Annotated in this window: 14 protein-coding genes; 7 read left to right on the plus strand and 7 right to left on the minus strand. The window is 70.5% G+C overall.

Going from position 1 to position 18,137, the window contains the following annotated elements:
• Positions 1–105: 105 nt before the first annotated feature.
• Positions 106–2,994, plus strand: a complete 2,889-nt coding sequence (locus tag ACIBD9_RS15925; protein ID WP_396718204.1) for a transglycosylase domain-containing protein — start codon at positions 106–108, stop codon at positions 2,992–2,994.
• Between the two features lie 126 nt (positions 2,995–3,120).
• The gene (locus tag ACIBD9_RS15930; RefSeq protein ID WP_396718206.1) at positions 3,121–4,629 is read left to right on the plus strand and encodes a glycosyltransferase family 87 protein; all 1,509 of its coding nucleotides are present in this window, start codon (positions 3,121–3,123) and stop codon (positions 4,627–4,629) included.
• 114 nt (positions 4,630–4,743) lie between these two features.
• Here the strand turns inward: ACIBD9_RS15930 and ACIBD9_RS15935 are convergent, their stop codons facing one another.
• The gene (locus ACIBD9_RS15935) at positions 4,744–7,008 is read right to left on the minus strand and encodes a hypothetical protein (RefSeq protein ID WP_396718208.1); all 2,265 of its coding nucleotides are present in this window, start codon (positions 7,006–7,008) and stop codon (positions 4,744–4,746) included.
• Positions 7,005–7,796 (minus strand): deoxyribonuclease IV, encoded by a 792-nt coding sequence (locus ACIBD9_RS15940; protein WP_396718210.1) that lies wholly within the window; start codon positions 7,794–7,796, stop codon positions 7,005–7,007. Before ACIBD9_RS15940 ends, ACIBD9_RS15935 begins: the two co-directional genes overlap by 4 nt.
• 628 nt (positions 7,797–8,424) lie before the next feature.
• Here ACIBD9_RS15940 and rpsF point away from each other — a divergent pair.
• From rpsF to rplI, 4 genes are all read left to right on the plus strand, one after another.
• Positions 8,425–8,715 carry a 30S ribosomal protein S6 gene (gene rpsF / locus ACIBD9_RS15945; RefSeq protein WP_036391391.1) on the plus strand — a complete coding sequence of 97 codons (291 nt, stop codon included), beginning with the start codon at positions 8,425–8,427 and terminating at the stop codon, positions 8,713–8,715.
• Between the two features lie 80 nt (positions 8,716–8,795).
• Positions 8,796–9,332: a single-stranded DNA-binding protein gene (locus ACIBD9_RS15950; protein WP_181518404.1), complete on the plus strand. Its 537-nt coding sequence runs from the start codon at positions 8,796–8,798 to the stop codon at positions 9,330–9,332.
• Complete coding sequence (rpsR, locus tag ACIBD9_RS15955) at positions 9,332–9,613, plus strand: 30S ribosomal protein S18 (protein ID WP_051723758.1); 282 nt, start codon at positions 9,332–9,334, stop codon at positions 9,611–9,613. Before ACIBD9_RS15950 ends, rpsR begins: the two co-directional genes overlap by 1 nt.
• 14 nt (positions 9,614–9,627) lie before the next feature.
• Positions 9,628–10,074 carry a 50S ribosomal protein L9 gene (rplI, locus tag ACIBD9_RS15960; RefSeq protein ID WP_238657908.1) on the plus strand — a complete coding sequence of 149 codons (447 nt, stop codon included), beginning with the start codon at positions 9,628–9,630 and terminating at the stop codon, positions 10,072–10,074.
• 205 nt (positions 10,075–10,279) lie between these two features.
• Here rplI and ACIBD9_RS15965 read toward each other — a convergent pair whose 3' ends face one another.
• The gene (locus ACIBD9_RS15965; RefSeq protein ID WP_396718213.1) at positions 10,280–11,836 is read right to left on the minus strand and encodes a hypothetical protein; all 1,557 of its coding nucleotides are present in this window, start codon (positions 11,834–11,836) and stop codon (positions 10,280–10,282) included.
• A gap of 380 nt (positions 11,837–12,216) precedes the next feature.
• Between ACIBD9_RS15965 and dnaB the strand changes: the two genes are divergently transcribed.
• Positions 12,217–14,862, plus strand: coding sequence for a replicative DNA helicase (gene dnaB, locus ACIBD9_RS15970; RefSeq protein WP_396718215.1), 2,646 nt, complete (start codon positions 12,217–12,219; stop codon positions 14,860–14,862).
• 23 nt (positions 14,863–14,885) lie between these two features.
• Here dnaB and ACIBD9_RS15975 read toward each other — a convergent pair whose 3' ends face one another.
• From ACIBD9_RS15975 to ACIBD9_RS15990, 4 genes are all read right to left on the minus strand, one after another.
• On the minus strand, positions 14,886–15,563 hold the full coding sequence (locus ACIBD9_RS15975; protein ID WP_396718217.1) for a maleylpyruvate isomerase N-terminal domain-containing protein: 678 nt from the start codon (positions 15,561–15,563) through the stop codon (positions 14,886–14,888).
• Between the two features lie 104 nt (positions 15,564–15,667).
• On the minus strand, positions 15,668–16,051 hold the full coding sequence (locus tag ACIBD9_RS15980; RefSeq protein ID WP_091396643.1) for a zf-TFIIB domain-containing protein: 384 nt from the start codon (positions 16,049–16,051) through the stop codon (positions 15,668–15,670).
• A gap of 22 nt (positions 16,052–16,073) precedes the next feature.
• Positions 16,074–16,706, minus strand: coding sequence for a phosphoribosyltransferase (locus ACIBD9_RS15985; protein WP_396718220.1), 633 nt, complete (start codon positions 16,704–16,706; stop codon positions 16,074–16,076).
• Positions 16,707–16,747: 41 nt separating this feature from the next.
• Entirely contained in the window at positions 16,748–18,094 is a 1,347-nt protein-coding gene (locus ACIBD9_RS15990) for a glycosyltransferase 87 family protein (RefSeq protein ID WP_396718450.1), read from the minus strand.
• Positions 18,095–18,137: the final 43 nt, after the last annotated feature.

Consider the following 18,137-nt stretch of genomic DNA (forward strand, 5'->3'; position numbering starts at 1 on the left):
ACTCCGGTCGCCTGGCACCCCCGTGCCGGCGTCCCGGGTGAAGCAACTCACGGCAACCCGGTGGCGGCGCAGCCGCGCCCCACCGCGACCGGCAGGGTGTGAGGAATGAACTCGTACGGCGATCCCAGTTCTGCGCGCGGACGGGCCCAGTACTCGGGTCCGAACGGTGATCCCGGGGCGGGCGCGGACGACGCGTACCGACGATCCGGCGGTGACTCCGGCGGAAGCGGCTGGTCGGCCTCTGAGGGCGGCGCGGCAACCCCGGGCCGCGCCTCGGTGACGCCGCGGGCTGCCGGTGGTCGCGCCACGGTCGGTGGTTCGGCCTCGGTGCCCCCTCGTGGCGGTGCCGCCGCCGGGTCCGCCTCGGTGGGGTCGGCAGCGACCGGCCGGGCCGGTCGGGCCTCGGTGCCGGTGTCGCCGGCACCGGGCGTGGCCGCTGGCCGCGCCGGCGCCGGTCGGGCCTCGGTGCCCGTCTCCCCGGCGCCGGGCGCACCGGCAGGTCGGGCCGTGGTCGGTGCCGCCGCCGTCGGTGCGGCCTCGGTCGGCACCGCCTCGGCGGGTCGGGCCAGCGTCGGCTCCGCATCGGTCGGTGGTCGTGCGGCGGTCGCCCGGGCGAGCGTCTCACCGGTCTCCGGTGGGCCGGGCGGTCCGAGTGGGCCCGGCGGGCCGGGCGGTCCGGGCGGTCCCGGTCGGGGCGGTCGTGGCCCGGGTGACTCGGGTGCCGCGCGGGCGAAGAAGCGCAAGCGGATGAACCTGCTGATCGCCGGGATGGCCGTCTTCATCATGCTCGCCGGCATCGGCGTGGTCGGGTTCACCTACTACTCGACCAACGTGGTCATGCCGAACGAGATGCCGCTGCCACTCTCCACCACCGTGTACGCCAAGGACGGCAAGACGCCGCTCGCAAAGCTGGGCAGCGAGAACCGCACCTTCGTGACCATCCAGCAGATCCCGCAGCACGTGCAGGATGCGGTCGCCGCGGCGGAGGACCGGAACTTCTACCGGCACTCGGGCGTCGACTACAAGGGCATCGTCCGGGCCGCCTGGAACAACGTCTCCAACGGCGACAAGCAGGGTGCCTCGACGATCACCCAGCAGTACGCCCGCAACGCGTTCGAGAACCTCAAGGACGACACGTACGGCCGGAAGGTGAAGGAGGCCATTCTCGCCTCCAAGCTGAACGACAAGTACGACAAGCCGACGATCATGCAGCACTACCTGAACGTCATCTACTTTGGTCGCGGCGCGTACGGCATCGAGGCGGCGGCGCAGACCTACTTCGGCAAGCCGGCCATCAAGCTCAGCGTCGCGGAGGGAGCGGTCCTGGCCGCGCTGATCAAGCAGCCGCAGGCGACCGACACCCACAAGGGGTACGACCCGGCGGTCAACCCCACCGACGCCAAGACCCGCTGGGACTACGTGATCGGCGGCATGAAGAAGGAGGGCTGGCTCGACGCCCCCGGTCGGGAACCGGCACCGACCGAATACCCCAAGGTGCTGCCACCGAAAAAGGGTGGCAACGGCTTCGGTGTCGACAGCCCGCGCGGCAACGTCATCAACTACGTCCGGCAAGAGATGGACGAGATGGGTCTCTGCTCCGACAGCGGCGCGGAGGGCAAGACGAGCTGCGTCGACGCGCTGCGGGACGGCGGCTACCGGATCACCACCACCATCGACCCGAAGCTGCAGGCCGCCGCGGAGAACACCGCGATGCAGTCGAAGAAGGGCTCCGAGCTCTACGACCAGCCGAAGAACCTGATGGCGGCTGTGGTGTCGATCGACCCGTCGAAGGGTCGGGTGCTCGCCTACTACGGCGGTGACAGCGGCGCCGACTTCGACTACGCCGGCAAGAACATCGACAAGAACGGCGACCTGACCGGCGGGCACCAGCCGGGCTCGTCGATGAAGGTGTACACCCTGGCCGCCGCGATCGAGGCCGGTATCTCGGTCAAGTCGCACTGGGACCCCACGCCGTACAAGCCCAAGGGCTCCGACGTCGCAATCGGCAACGCCGGCCGCACCAACCTCAAGTGCGGCAAGTACTGCACCCTCGAAGAGTCCACGGTCCAGTCGTACAACGTTCCCTTCTACTGGGTCGCCGACACGATCGGCGCCGACAAGGTCGTCGACATGGCCAGGAAGGCCGGCGTGACCACCATGTGGGGCGTCGACCCGCCGCAGGCCTTCGACCTGTCGAAGAAGGGGCGGACCCCCTTCGACAACTACACCGCTTTCGGCAAGTACCCGATCACGGTGTTCGACCACGCCAATGCCCTGGCAACCTTCGCGAACGACGGCAAGTACATCAAGGCCCACTTCGTCGTCAAGGTGGAGCAGCAGGAGAAGGACACCGGCAAGTGGAAGGTGGTCGGCAGCGAGCGCATCAAGCCGGAGCAGCGGATCCCCAAGAAGATCACCGACGAGGTCACCGGCGTCCTGAAGCAGATTCCCAAGCCGAACAACATCTCCCTGGAGGACGGCCGCCAGGCCGCCGCCAAGACCGGCACCTGGGAGTACGACAAGGACGACAACTCGCACGCCTGGACGGTCGGCTACACCCCGCAGATCGCCACCGCGGTGTGGGTGGGCAGTAGGGACCCGAAGAAGCCGGAGATCCGGCTCACCGGCGGCAAGGACATCGGTGGTTCGACGCTCCCCGGCCCGATCTGGGAGAAGTACATGGACGCCGCCCTCAAGGGCCAGGAGGAGATCCCCCTGCCCGACATCACCGGCGAGGGCGACGTCACCAAGGGCAACGGCAAGGAGCCGCCGCCGCCACCACCGCCGACCAACCCGGGCGGTCAGCCCGGTCAGGGCACTCCCTGTAACCCGCTGATCGATCTGTTCTGCAACAACCCCGGCGGCAACCCTGGGGGCAATCCCGGCGGTAACCCCGGTGGCAACCCTGGCGGTAATCCCGGCGGTAATCCCGGCGGCGGTGGGACGGGTGGTGGCGGCGGGCTGTTACCCAGCCTGCCACCCAACCGAGACTGACCCACACCAGCGCACGACGCCGCCGCCGGCCGGACGACCTGTCCCGGCCGGCGGCGGCGTTTTCGTACCCGGAACTCCGTGCCAGGACAGGACGGGCACCCCTGTCGTACGGCAGGATGCCTCTTCATGAGCACCCAGTCGACGCCCGGCATCGACGACGCCGGAACCACTGATCACCCGTCTCGCTCCGACGGGTTCGTCCGCGGCATCTCCGGCGTCATCGGCGGGCCGCTCGGCGACCACGCGACCGCGCTGGACCGGCCGGCCGGTCGGGAGCGTCGCTTCTGGACCGCCGTGCGGATCGTGCTGGCGCTGGCGTGCCTCACACTCGCGCTGCACTGGGTGCAGAAATCGCCCTGCCAGGACGGCGCCTGGCAGAACAACGTCCAGTACACCCGGTTCTGCTACACCGACGTCCTTGCCCTCTACTACGCCGAAGGGCTCAACGAGGGCAAGGTGCCCTACCGCGACCACCCGGTCGAGTACCCGGTGCTGACCGGCTACTTCATGGGGGCGCTCGGTCTGCCGGTGCACGCCATCGGTGACGGCGACCCGAGCATCAACCAGGGCCAGTGGTTCTACAACCTCAACGCGCTGGTGCTGGGCGCGCTCGCGGTGGCCACGGTGGCGGTGATCCTGGCGTTGCGCCGCCGACGACCCTGGGACGCGGCGCTGTTCGCACTCGCCCCGGCGCTGGTGCTCACCGCCACCGTCAACTGGGATCTGCTCGCCATCGGGCTGGCCGCCTTCGGTCTGCTGGCCTGGGCCCGAAAACGACCGGCGGTGGCCGGCGTGCTGCTCGGGTTGGCCGGCGCGGCGAAACTCTGGCCGTTGTTCCTGCTCGGGCCGATCCTCATCCTGGCGCTGCGGGCCGACCGGGTTCGTGCCGCGCTCATCGCCATCGGTACGGCGATCGCCGCCGTGGTGCTGGTGAACCTGCCGGCCGCCCGGGCGTACCCGGAGAACTGGGACCGATTCTTCGAGCTGAACACCACCCGGCCAATCGACTGGGGCACGCTCTGGTACATCGGGCGCTACCTGGACGGCAAGGTCGGCAACGACCCCACCAAGCTCGGCCCGTTCGAGTGGCTCAACGCCAACATCCCAACCCTCAACACACTCTCGTACGCGCTGTTCGGGCTGGCCTGCCTCGGCGTGGCCGTGCTGGCGCTACGGGCACCGCGCCGACCGCGGCTGGCTCAGCTCGGCTTCCTGGTGGTGGCGGCGTTCCTCATCTTCAGCAAGGTCTGGTCACAGCAGTTCGTGCTCTGGCTGCTCCCGCTGGTGGTGCTGGCCCGACCGAAGTGGGGCGCATTCCTGGCCTGGCAGATCGCCGAGGTCTGCTACTTCGTCGCCTTCTACGGGGAACTGCTCGGCGCGGCAACCAGCAAGCCGGTCTTCCCGGAGGGGGTGTTCGTGCTGGCCTCGACGTTGCGACTGGCCACTGTGGTGGTGCTCTGCGTGTTCGTCGTCAAGGAGATCCTGCACCCCGAGCAGGACGCGGTGCGGGCCACCTACCCGGACGACCCGGACGGCGGCGTGCTCGACGGCGCCCCGGACGCCTCCTGGATAGACCGCTGGCGTCGCCCCGCGACGACCAGCGAACAGGCACCCGTCCCGGTGCCCACCACCTGACCCTCTAAGGCCGACTGCGGCCGGCACCACGTCAGGGTTTTCGGGGGAGCCCGCCCGGCGCAGGGATCAAGCCTGACCGCCCGGAGCCGGGCGGGCTCCCCCGAAAACCCGCCTTTAGAGGCGGTAGACGACAGCCTCCCCAACCTCCTGCCGGCTGATGCCGAGCGACTCGACCGGCGCGTCGATGCTGATCTCCCACGGCGTGCCAGCCACCTGACCGCGCAGCAGCACCACCGTGCGGACGCCGAGCGTGCGCAGGTAGTCGACGCTCGTCTGGTCCGGGAACGACTGGCTCACGCGACGGACGTCGTCGAGCTGGCGCGGCGTGAAGCCACTACCGCCGTTGACCACATCGGGGAACCCGTCGGTCGACCAGAGCATCACGTGCTGGTCCAGGCTCTGATTGCTGGGCAGCACCAGCATCGGCCCCTGCGCCGAACGCATCGCGGCCGGTGCGGTTGGCACCACCGGATGCGGGGTGGTGTTCAGGCCCTCGACGGTGACCAGCAGCAACGGCAGCAGGGTGGCCATCCGCAACCACGGCCCCGGCCACGACGGGATCCGCTGCGCGGTCAACTCGCGGACCCGGTCGGTGAGCGCGGTGACCGCGCCCGCCGCGAGCAGACCCAGCAACAACGTGGTCCAGAGCATCAACCGCCCGGGGGTACGCAACCCGCTCCAGCCCGGCAGATGCTCGAAGAGCGGCACGTAGGTGAAGGTGCCGTCGAAGAAACGGGTGCCCATCGCGAAGGCCATCGTCACCAGCACCCCGGCGAGCAGCAGCAGTCGGTGCCGCAGCCGCCAGACCGAGAAGAACAACCCGCCCGCGGCGAGCGCGTAGAGCACGAAGCCCGGCAGCAACGTCATCTCTGGGTGCCACGGCAGTGCCGCCCGGGCTCCCTCGTGCAGCCCACCCCAGATCCGGGACTCCCCGGGCGCCGTCACGAAGCCCGTCGCCGGCGGCGAGAAGAGGCTGATGTCGCCGATGGTGCGCTCGGCGTAGGGGTGCAGTTCGGTCACCTTGAAGAACGGGAACGCCATCAGCAGACCGACACCGGCGAACAACACCCCGCCGAGCACGTCGGCGACGAACAACCGGCGACCGAACGGAACGGCCTGGCCGGTGCGCAGCCGCCGCACGAAGAAGAGGACGGCAGCGACCAGCACCGCGCCGGCCAGGAAGTACGCGAATGGCAGCCCGATGCCGAAACCGAGGCTGAGCTGCCAGGCCGCCAGCAGCCAGCCGGCGTAGACCCAACCGTCGTGCCGGCGCTCCGGCCGGTAGCCGTGTCGGAGGGACCACCCGTGCCCGCGCGCCAACATCGCCAGCGCCAGCGGGATCCCCCCGTTGGAGAGCACGTGCAGGTGCCCGGCCTGGGCCAGCAGCCACGGCGCGTAGGTGTAGCTCACCCCGGCGACGGCCGCACCGATCCGGCCAGCTCCGAGCTGTCGGGCCAGCGCGTACGCCCCGAGCGTGGCGAGCGCGTGCGCCAGCACGAACATGATGTTGTAGCGCAGGATGGCGTCCTCGGGACCGCTGCCGAGCATCCCGGCCGGGGCGTACCCGAGCAGCGTGTCGGAGAACGCGAAGCTCCACAGCTCGGGGAAGAACGTGTTGGACTGCCACAGGCGCGCCGGGTCGGCCAGCAGGATGTGCCCGGACCAGGCCATCTGCCAGGCCTGCAGGCTCGGGTCCCAGTAGTCCTGCGGGAGGGTGTAGCGCGGATAGCGCAGCGTCGGCCAGGTCATCAGCACGGCCAGTGCCAACGCGCCGAGGGCGGCCAGGGTCCACTCGTGGATCAGGAACCGACCGACGGCCCGGCCCACCCGGGTGAAGATGGAGGGCCGCGGCTCGGGCGCGGAGGCGAACGCCTCCCAACGCTCCGGGCCGACCGGCTTCGCCTCGCCGTCGGCCTTGTCCGGCCCGTCAGCGTCGCTCGCCTTCGCGTCCTTGGCCGGGTCGCCGTCCTTGGTCGCGCCATCCACCGCGCCGCTGCCCTTGGCCGGGTCGCTGCCCTTGGCGGTGCTGTCGCTGGTTGCGGTGCCGCCCTCGGCGGTGTCCTGCTTGACTGCGGTGTCCTGCTTGAGCGCGGTGCCTTTCTGGGCCGCGGTGCCCTTGTCGCCGCGCCGGGACGCGCCCTTCTTGGCGGCAACACTCGTCGCGAGGTCGGCCTCGGCGTCGCCGTTCGGGCCGGCTCCGGTCAGTCCACCGTCACCTGATGACGGATGGTCCGTGGCGGTCTCGGCGGGGGCCGGGTCAGGGGTACGAGCCGACTGGGTGGGGGTGCCCGCTGCGGTCGTGGTGTCGGGTCGACTCTCGGCGTCCGCGCCGGCGGGGGTGGGCCGGGCGTTGCCGGTCCCGGGCTGTCCGCTCGTCATGCCGCCGGGCTCTCCGCTCCGAGCTGTTCACGCAGAAAGTCGATGTCGGCGGCCTGGCCGGTCACACCGCCCGGTGTCTCGACGACCACCGGCGCGCCGGCTGCCCGGATCACCGCCACCACCAGCTCGGGGTCGATCGTCCCGCCGCCCAGGTTGTCGTGTCGGTCCTGGCCTGAGTTGAACGCGCCCTTGGAGTTGTTGGCGTGCACCAGGTCGATCCGCCCGGTGATCGCCTTCACCCGGTCGACCAGGCCGAGCAGCTCCTCGCCGCCCGCGTACGCGTGGCAGGTGTCCAGGCAGAAGCCGACCTCGTAGTCACCGATGGCGTCCCAGAGTCGGGCGAGCGCGTCCAGCCGTCGGGCACAGGAGTTGTCGCCGCCGGCGGTGTTCTCGATCAGGACCGGTACGCCGAAACCACCGGAGTCCGCCGCGTAGGCGAAGGTCTTGCGCCAGTTGTCGAAGCCGACGGCCAGGTCGTCGCCGGCGTTGACGTGCCCGCCGTGAACGATCAGGCCCTTGGCGCCGATGGCGGCGGCCGCGTTGGCGTGCCCGAGCAGCAGCTTCCGGCTCGGGATCCGGATGCGGTTGTTGAGGGTGGCCACGTTGATGACGTACGGCGCGTGCACGTAGAGATCGACCTCAGCGGCGCGGAGCCGCTCGGCGTCTTCGCGAGGCTTGGGCGCCTTCCAACCCTGTGGGTCGGAGAGGAAGAACTGCACGGTGTCGGCGGACCGGGCGGCCGCCTCCGCCAGCGGGTCGGTCGAATCGACGTGGGCTCCGATACGCATGCGAGCGAGCCTACGTCGCGACCCCGACCGGCACGGCGACGGCCGGGGCGGTGTCGCGTCACCGGACGGACCGACGATCGTTGATGGCTTTGAACCGGCGACCAGCACCCGGTGCCGCCAGCGGCGCGAGCGTCGCACTCGGCGACCGGCGGTCGACGGCCGACAGCGAGGTCACCCCCGCCGCGCGGCCCGGCGCAGCGGGGGCGACCCCATCGCACACCGGCCACCGAGCGAAGACGAATCTCGGAAAATTGTGCTTTTCCCCCCGACAAGGTACGAGTGCTGTTGTACCGTCAGATAACAACACGATAAAGCTCCGCGGGGCGTCTTCGGTCCAACCTCATCGGTGTGGTCGTTCCTCCCCAGGTCCCACCCAAGGAATGCGGACCGGACGCCCCGCGGCCTCGTAGACGGGGGTCCACCATCGGCCGATTGACGGCCGGACGGTGGGCCCCCGTCGGCACGTCCGGGTCCGGGCCCGACCACCCCGGGCATGATCGTTGGGACCGGGTATCCTGGTCAGGTTGTCCGCGTCCGGCCGGGTTCCCTCGGCGCGTGCGGGCAGCGACACAAGACCTCCTGCCACGGAAGGACCGTGGCCGCTTAGCCCACAGGAGGTGAGCACGTCTTGCGTCACTACGAACTAATGGTCATCCTCGACTCCAGCCTCGAGGAGCGCACCGTCGCACCGTCGCTCGACACGTACCTGAACGTGATTCGGACCGCGGGTGGCTCGGTTGAGAAGACCGACGTGTGGGGCCGCCGGCGCCTCGCGTACGAGATCAACAAAAAGGCCGAAGGCATCTACGCCGTCATCGACCTGCAGGCCACGCCTGCTGCGGTGGCCGAGCTGGACCGTCAGCTCCGGCTCAACGAGTCCGTGCTGCGCACCAAGGTCATCCGACCGGAAATGCGCTAGAGCATCCAACCCCGGTTCGTCCGGATCAGCCTCCGCGACTCTGTCGTACGGCTCTGCGAGCCTGTACGACGAGACGCTGAGTGCGCGAGGAGATGGTCATGGCAGGAGACACCACCATCACGGTCATCGGCAATCTGACCGATGACCCCGAGTTGCGGTTCACCCCCTCCGGGGCTGCGGTCGCCAAGTTCCGAGTCGCTTCGACGCCCCGTTTCATGGACAAGGCGTCGAACGAATGGAAGGACGGCGAGCCGCTGTTCCTCGCATGCACCGTGTGGCGGCAGGCCGCCGAGCACGTCGCCGAGTCGCTGCAGCGTGGCGCTCGGGTGATCGTGTCGGGCCGGCTGCGTCAGCGGTCGTACGAGACCCGCGAGGGTGAGAAGCGCACCGTCATCGAGCTTGAGGTCGACGAGATCGGCCCGTCGCTGCGCTACGCCACGGCGAAGGTGCAGAAGATGTCCCGCTCCGGCGGTGGCGGCGGCGGCTTCGGTGGCGGCGGTGGCGGTGGCAACCAGGGTGGCGGCGGAGGCAACTTCGACGACCCCTGGGCTTCGGCTGCTCCTTCTCCCGCGCGTGCCGGTTCGGGCGCCAATTTTGACGAGGAGCCACCGTTCTAATGGCGCCTAGCGCTCGCGATCGCAAACCAGGAGCACGTGCAACGGCCAAGGCTGCGGCACTGCGCAAGCCCAAGAAGAAGGTGAACCCGCTCGACAAGGACGGGATCGCCTACATCGATTACAAGGACACCGCGCTGCTGCGCAAGTTCATCTCCGATCGCGGCAAGATCCGCGCTCGTCGGGTGACCGGCGTGACCTCGCAGCAGCAGCGGCAGATCGCCCGTGCGGTCAAGAACGCCCGTGAGATGGCGCTCCTGCCGTACACGGCCACCACCCGCTGAGAGGAGGCACCGATATGAAGATCATCCTGACTCAGGAAGTGTCCGGGCTCGGTGCCCCGGGCGACATCGTCGAGGTCAAGGACGGCTTCGGCCGTAACTACCTGCTGCCGCAGGGCTTCGCGATCGTCTGGACCAAGGGCGCGGAAAAGCAGGTCACGGTCATCAAGCGGGCCCGTGGGGCCCGCGAGATCCGCGACCTCGACCACGCCAACGAGGTCAAGGCTCAGCTCGAGGGTCTCAAGGTCAACCTGAAGGTCCGCGCCGGCGACGGCGGACGGCTCTTCGGCTCGGTCACCCCGGCCGAGATCGTCGACGCCGTCAAGGCGGCCAGCGGCCCGGTCCTCGACCGGCGTCGGCTGGAGGTGCCCGGTCACATCAAGTCGATCGGCGCCTACCCGGTGAAGATCAAGCTGCACCCCGAGGTGACCGCGTCGTTCAACCTGAACGTCGTTCAGGGCTGACGTCCGCACACCACCACGAGGGCCCGCACCGAGCGATCGGTGCGGGCCCTCGTGCGTACGTCATCCAACCCGGCACTGCCCGGGCCAGGGTGGACCCGCCCGGCGTGCCCGACAGGTCACCCAGTGCCGCCCCGACCTGCCTCCGGCCCAGCGGAGGAGGCCCCGGCCCGATGCCCGCCCGGTCTGGCCCCGGCCCGCAGACGGGTCACCCGATGGGCTGGCCGGTCACCGCGCTGATCAGCACCGTGGAGAGACCGCCGCCCACCACCGCGGCGGCGACCGCGATGGTCGCCGAGCGCCACGTCGTACCCACCCGGCGTAGCAGCGCCGCCACCACCAGACTGCTCACCAGCGCCAGACCGAAGCGCGGCGAACCGGCGAGAAGTGACTCCAACGCGCGGGACCGGGCGGACTCACACCCGCCCCCGCTGATATCGGTCACACAACCAGCAGGCGCCTGGCTGTCCAACGTCAACAGCCAAACGAAGATCAGCATGGCCGGCACCAGGTAACAGGCCGCCGTGTACAGCAGAGGCCGGACGGACCCACCCGGGTCCGGATCCAGCAGGTCGTCCTCCAGACGCCGGGCCCAGGCACCCGTGGCCGCCGACTCGACCCGCCGACGTACCGACGCCGTTCCCACCGCCGGCCGGTCCGCCCGACGCCGGGAGGGCGCCCCCGCGCGCGGCGCACCTGCCCGCGGCGCAGGCGCGCTGCGCGGCCGTGGGGCCGTGTATCCCACCACCGGAGACCGCGGGGCCGACGTCGTCGGGTCCATCCAGCGCGGGTCGTCATCGGCCAACCGAGTGCCGGACCAGAACCCGTCCTCCCGGCTCGGCCACCCCTCGGCCGCCACCGAGCGATCGGAGCGCGGCGCCAGCGTACGGTCCCACTGGTCGTCCTCGATCGCGGACCGCTCCCACTGGCCGGTGCGGTCCGACCGCTCCCAGCCACCAACGCTCTCCACCGCCGACCACTGCCCGCTCAGGTCCCCGCTGTCCGCGCCGGCCGCCGGCGGCCACGCGTGCACGCCCGAGGCGTCCCACGGGTCCACCGCAGGCGGGTACGACGGTTCGGGTTCCGCCACCCGGTCCGCTCCCCGGGCCCACGGGTCGGCCGCCGGACGGGACCACGACTCCTCCGCCGCACGTCGACTACGCCGGCTGGGACGGCTCGGCTCCTGCTCCGGCACCTGCTCGCTCGAGGCGGACTCCAGGTCCCCGCCCGACCAGATCACCTGCGGACGGCCAACCGGCGCACGGCGGGGACGCCGGTCCGAGACAGCGCCAGAGACCGGCTCGTCCTCCCCGGCGTCGGCCCGTCGGCGGCCGGCATACCCCTGATCCTGCGGCCGGTCGAGCGTCCACTCTCGGGTGTGGTCCGAATCTGGCGCCGGACCGATCGCCGCCTGCTCCCGCCGACGCGTCTCGCCGCCCCGCCGCCGACCACTCGACGACTCGGCGGACCGCCGGCCCGCGCCGGACGTCGGCCGCTCGGGCTCGTCCTCATCCTCGTCCGGTGCCGCGTGGCGACCGCCGCCGTCCGCGTGGCGAACCCCTGACTCCAACGCCCACCGGGGTAGGTAGGCGTCGACAGGCTCGTCCTGGCCGCGGTCCAACGCGCGCCGTCGGCTGGAGGTGCGGTAGCGCCCGTCCTCGTCGTACGGGTCAACCGGAACAGACGCCGCGCGCTCACCCCACGAGGCGGTTGGCTGGCGCTCGCGCGGGCTGCCATCGCCGCGTCCCCAGTCCCGGTAATTCACGGCCGGAGTGTGACCCTTCTGAACCGAAAGCGGAATCCGCTGTCCAGGTGTAGCCGTTCGCTGGAGATAGTACGGGACGATCGTGTCACAGGCCCGACCGAAATATTCTCCTCCACAGGCTGGGGAGCATGTTTCCCCAGGTCAACGACTTATGGCTGAGAATTCCCCAATGGTTGTCCACAGGCTGTGCACACGCTGCGCACATGCTGTCCACCGGGATCCACAGGTTGTCCCGAGGCTCGTCCACCGGCGTTGTTGAGTCTCTGACCTCGGGGTCCGTATGGTTGGCCCTCGACCGCCGGCGATGGCCCCCGATCGACCGGCCCGGTCGGACGGAAGTGTCGTACCCCAGCGGTAGAGCTGGGGTTGGATCCGGCGCAGTGGAGGGGGGACCCGTGTCGGTCACCGACGACATGCGGGCAGAGCCACGCTCCGGCGGAGGCCAGCCACCTGCGCAGCGGGATGGCCAGTTCGACAAGACCCCGCCCCAGGACGTCGCGGCCGAGCAGTGCGTCCTCGGCGGCATGCTGCTCTCCAAGGACGCCATCGCCGACGTCGTCGAGATCCTCAAGACCAACGACTTCTACCGGCCGGTGCACGCCACCATCTTCGACATCATCCTCGACATCTACGGCCGCGGTGAGCCGGCCGACTCGATCACGGTCGCGGCTGCGCTCGCCGACTCCGGGGATCTGGTACGCATCGGCGGCGCGCCGTACCTGCACACCCTCATCGCCAGCGTGCCCACCGCCGCGAACGCGGCCTACTACGCCCGCATCGTCAGCGAGCGGGCGGTGCTGCGCCGGCTGGTCGAGGCCGGCACCAAGATCGTGCAGCTGGGCTACGGCACCGCCAGCGGCGGCAGCCGCGACGTGGACGACGTCGTCGACCTCGCTCAGCAGGCCGTGTACGACGTCACCGAACGGCGGGTCAGTGAGGACTTCGCGGTCCTGGCGGACATGTTGCAGCCGACGCTGGACGAGATCGAGGCGGTGGGCGCGACCGGCGGCATGATGACCGGCGTCCCGACCGGCTTCAGCGACCTGGACCGCCTGCTCAACGGCCTGCACGCCGGGCAATTGATCATCGTGGCGGGCCGACCGGGTTTGGGCAAGGCGCTCGCACTCGACACCCCACTGCCGACCCCGGGCGGCTGGACCACGATGGGCGAGGTCAAGGCGGGCGATCAGCTTCTGGCGGCGGACGGCAGACCCACCACGGTCACACACGCCTTCGACGTCATGCACGACCGCCCCTGCTACGAGGTGGAGTTCTCCGACGGCACGGTCATCGTGGCCGACGCGGAGCACCTGTGGAAGACCACCAGCCGCGCGAGTCGGCGGCAGGCCCCAGCGCGGCAGAGGCGGCACTGGCCCGAGTCGTCGCTCGCCAACGTACGTGCGGCACATGAGCGGCTGACCTCCCTGCGGAACCAGCCGATCACGCTCTTCGACACGATTGAGCAGGTTGGGCCGGAGTTCCGACACGTCCTGCACACCGTCGCCCGTGAGGTCGGGTCGGTCGGTCGGATCAGCCGTCCCATCGTCCGCAACGGCAAGCCGCAGAACTGGACCGCGCCCGGCTATCCGGCTGGTCCGCTTCTGAGCGCCCTTCTTCAACGAGCTGAGCGGGAGGTCAATGCCGGCAGTCGGGCCGACCACGACGGCGTCGTCACCACTGCCGAGATCGCAGCCACGCTGCGTACTGACACCGCCCAGCGGCGGCTCAACCATGCCGTACGGAATTGCGCTCCCATCCAACTCCCGGACCGTGAGCTGCTGGTCCCGCCCTACACCCTGGGGACGTGGCTCGGTGACGGGCACAGCGACGCCAGCCGCTTCACCACGGCAGATCCGGAGATAGTCACGCTGTTGCGTCAGATCGGGGTCGCGGGGAACAAGCACATCCCGGGCGCCTATCTGCGCGCCTCGGAGGCTCAGCGCAGGGCGTTGCTCGCTGGGCTGATGGACACCGATGGGACCGTCGCCCCCGCCGGCAACCTGCAGTACACGTCGACCTCGAAGCGGCTGGCTGATGACGTACGCGAACTCATCGTCAGCCTCGGCTACCGCTGCACGGTCAACGCGAAGCCGACGCCCGGCCGCACCCGCGAGTCGTCGATCGCGTACACCTTGAATTTCTCCACCCCGGACGTCATCTTCCGGCTCAAGCGCAAGCAGGATGCACACGCTGAACGCCGCCGGACCACCTCCGACGTCCGAACGACCTCGCGGTTCATCGTCGACGTCCGGCCCGTTCCCAGCGTTCCCGTGCGGTGTGTGACCGTCGATAACGACGAACACCTGTACCTGGCCAGCCGGGCGATGATCCCTACCCACAACAGCACGGCCAGCATGGACTTCGCCCGAAATGCTGCGATTCGCGCAAACCAGGCGGCCGCCATCTTCTCGCTGGAAATGAGCAAGGTCGAGATCGTGATGCGGCTGCTCTCCGCCGAGGCGCGGGTGCCGCTGCACGTGCTGCGCAGTGGTCAGCTCTCCGACGACGACTGGACCAAGCTGGCCCGGTGCATGGGTGAGATCAGCGAGGCGCCGCTCTTCGTCGACGACACGCCGAGCATGAATCTAATGGAGATCCGGGCCAAGGCTCGGCGGCTCAAGCAGCGGCATGACCTCAAGATGATCGTGGTCGACTATCTCCAGCTGATGACCTCACCGAAGCGGACCGAGAGTCGTCAGCAGGAGGTCGCGGACCTGTCCCGTGGCCTGAAGCTGTTGGCCAAGGAGGTCGAGTGCCCGGTGATCGCGGTCAGCCAGCTGAACCGTGGTCCCGAGCAGCGCACCGACAAGCGACCCCAGCTGTCTGATTTGCGTGAATCTGGCTCAATTGAGCAAGATGCCGACGTTGTCATCCTGCTGCACCGCGACGACTACTACGACAAGGAGTCGCCGCGGGCCGGGGAGGCGGATTTTATTGTTGCCAAGCATCGGAATGGCCCTACCGACACGGTGACCGTCGCGGCCCAATTGCACCTGTCCCGCTTCGTCGACATGGCCATCGGCTGACCGGCGTCGCACCCCGTCGTCGGTCAGCCGAGCAGTGGGAACCAGCCCGCTGACTCACCCAGCTCCAGCCGGTCCCGGTCGGTCAGCGGGACGCGCCCGGTGGCCTTCAGCAGGAAGTCGTGGTCGTCCCACGCGGTGGGCCGAACGGTGTCGTCGCTGAGCAGGCCGTCCATGGTCGCCACCGCGACGCGTACCGCCAGTGGGCCGGGTGGCGGCGCGTCGGGCAGTTCCAGCGTCAGGTCCAGGTGGTGGACGACGGCCTCGGTGGTCAGGGTGGCGACGAGGTCCGGTACGCGCAGCACGTGTCCCTGCGTGGTCACGTACCCGTCGGGGTCGGCTGACGCGGCGGCGCGGACCGCCGCCGGGGCGGTGTCCCGCCAGAGGTCGACGATGTTGGTCGGACGGTCGAAGGCGGCAGCCGAGCGGCGTACCCACCAGGCGTGCCGGGCGGCCTGGTCGTCGCCGCCGGGAAAGTCACGCCAGTAGCTCACGTCGTCGACGTCGGCGGGGCCGTTGGCGGGGCTGGCCAGGGTGACGAGTGCCCGCTGGGCGTCGCCGAGCACGTGCAGGAGCAGGTCGGCGATGAGCCAGCCCTGGCAGCGGGTCGCTCGTTGCAGGCCGGCGTCGTCCAGGCCAGCGACCACTGCGGTGATCCCGTCGTACGCCTGGGCCAGCGCCTCGTCCGGTCTGGTCGCGGTCATGCGATTCAGCCTCGCATGAAGTGTCGTGCCCGCCAACGATCAATGGCCCGGGTGATGTGCCCGGGCCGACGCGCGATCGACCCGGGCGGAAGATCGGCTTGGGATCAGCCGAACATCTCGTCGAGGAAGCCCTTGCGCTTCTTCTGCCGGTAGTGGCCGTGGTAGCCGTGGTGCTGCTGCTGCTGGTGGCCGTAGGCCGGCTGCGGCGGGTAGCCGTGGGCGGGCGGGGGCGGCGGCGGGACAGCACCGTAACCGGGCTGGTGCGGCGGGGGCGGCGGGGGCGGGTAGCCGGCCGGCTGCTGCGCGGGTTGCCCTGGCGCGCCGCCGGTCTGTTGGCGGCTCCAGTTGGCCTCCGCCTCGAACAGCTTCTCCAGCTCGCCGCGGTCCAGGAAGATGCCTCGGCACTCCCCGCACTGGTCGATGACGACGCCGCTGCGCTCGTACTGGCGCATTTCTCCGTGACACTTGGGACAGGTGAGGCTACTCATCGCCCGACGGTACCCGGTGGACCTATGCAGTTGCTGTGAGCGCCTCGGTGACTTCTTCGTCGGACACCTCGTGGAAGTCGTCGTAGTAGACGCTCACCGCGCCGAAGTCCGGCGGGCGTTGGGCGCAGATGACCTGGTCGGCTTCGGCGGCGACCAGTTCGTACGCCTCCTGCGCGCCGACCGGGACCGCGACCACGACGCGGTGCGCCCCGAGTTGGCGGACGACCTCGACGGCGACGCGGGCGGTTGCGCCGGTGGCGAGACCGTCGTCGACGATCACGGCGGTGCGTCCGGTGAGGTCCACCTGGGGGCGATCGCCCCGGTAGAGCCGTTCCCGGCGTTCCAGTTCGGCCTGCTCCCGATGGCGGACCTCGGCGATGTCGTCGCTACTGAGTCGGCTGGCCACCGCGTCGTTGAGCACCTGGACACCGCCCGGCCCGAGCGCGCCGAAGGCGACCTCCCGGGCCCACGGCATGCCGAGCTTGCGGACGACCAGCACGTCCAGTGGCGCGCCGAGCCGTTCGGCGACGACCCGGGCGACGGGGACGCCGCCACGGACGAGGCCGAGGACGACGACGTCCGGTTCGCCGATGAGTGCGGTGAGCCGTTCGGAGAGCACCCGGCCCGCGTCGGCCCGGTCGCGGTACGTGGTCATGTCTTCAGGTCTACGCCCTGACGAGCGGTTCCGCTCGAGAGTTACGCCGAAGTGGTCCGACCGGACCGCTCGTCGGCAACCGCGGTGTTCGGCGTGTCGACTGGGCGGTGCAGCGCGGGTGCCCAGGTCAGCAGGGCCAGCGGGTACAGCAGGTAGCCGAAGCGGGTCGTCGGCATCAGGGCGATGGCGGCGAGCAGTCCGTACCCGCAGATGAGTGCGGTGGCGACGGCGGTGCGGGGCGGGCGGCGGGCGAGCCGGACGGCGATGGCGACGCCGGCGGCGACCAGCAGCGCGGCGGCGATCAGCCGGCCGGCGGGTAGCGCGCTGGCGATCAGGTAGCCGGGGAACGGGGACTGCGCGGGACTGGTGACCAGCCCGTGGCCGAGGGGGAAGCGCAGCACGTTCTCGGTGAGGGCGTCGCGGTCCACCAGCAGCGCCGGCAGTAGTGCGGCGATGGGCAGGCCGATGGCGCCGGCGGCGACTCGGGTGCCGGCGCGCCGGGTCAGACCCCAGACGATCAGGACCAGGGCGACCGGCCAGGCGAAGAGCTTCAGAGCGCCGGCGAGCCCGACCGCGAGGCCGGCCCGGCCGGGTCGGTTGGCGGCGGCGAACGCGAGGGCCAGCAGGCAGAGCGCGAGTACGGGTAGGTCGTCGCCGCCGGTGGCGAGGGTGAGGGCACAGATCGGCAGTACGGTGGCGGCCTGCACGCCGCGCAGCAGGGCTGCGTCCCGCCGCTGGGTGGCGGCGGAGGTGGCCTGACCGGCGGTGATCGGTGTTCCGCGGAGGGCGGCCACGGCCAGGGCGAGCGCCAGTGCGGTGCCCACCGCGAACCAGACCCGGGAGTCGGTCCACCAGGTGTCGAGAAGTGCTCTGGGCAGGCCGAACATCGCCATGCCGGGCTGGTACGGGGTGTAACCCATCAGTTGCTCGCCGGGTGGCAGGGCGGCGATGGCGTCGGGTCCGAGGTAGGGCGTGCCGTGTTCCAGGAGGCGGGCGCCGGCCTGCTCCACGACCAGCACCTCCTCCTGGGCCCGGTCGGTGCGCCCGCCGGCCCGGTCGATGCTCTGCCAGGCCAGGGGGAGCAGGGTGGTGGCCGCCCAGGCGAGACCGGTGACCGTCCAGCGGGCCGGCAGACCGGTCAGCCGGGAGGTCGGAGAGCGTCGACGCAGCAGGAGTTGGGCGATCACCGTCAGGGTCGCGAGCAGGTAGCCGACGGCGGCGACCGCGCCCCAGGCGCGGTGCGGCAGCAGGGTCGACGTGACCGCGGTGATCGCGGCGAAGGTGGCCGAGACGGCGTAGAGGCCCAGGTCGAGGGCGAGTCCGTCAGCGGCGCTGTCGAGCGTCCGCCAGTGCCAGCGACGGCGGCGGGCGGTCGGGTCGTCGACGATCACGCGCGACAGTCTGGCAGACCTGGCTGCCCGCGTGCCGGGC

The sequence above is a fragment of the Micromonospora sp. NPDC050784 genome (assembly GCF_044456765.1).
Lineage (GTDB): Bacteria > Actinomycetota > Actinomycetes > Mycobacteriales > Micromonosporaceae > Micromonospora > Micromonospora foliorum.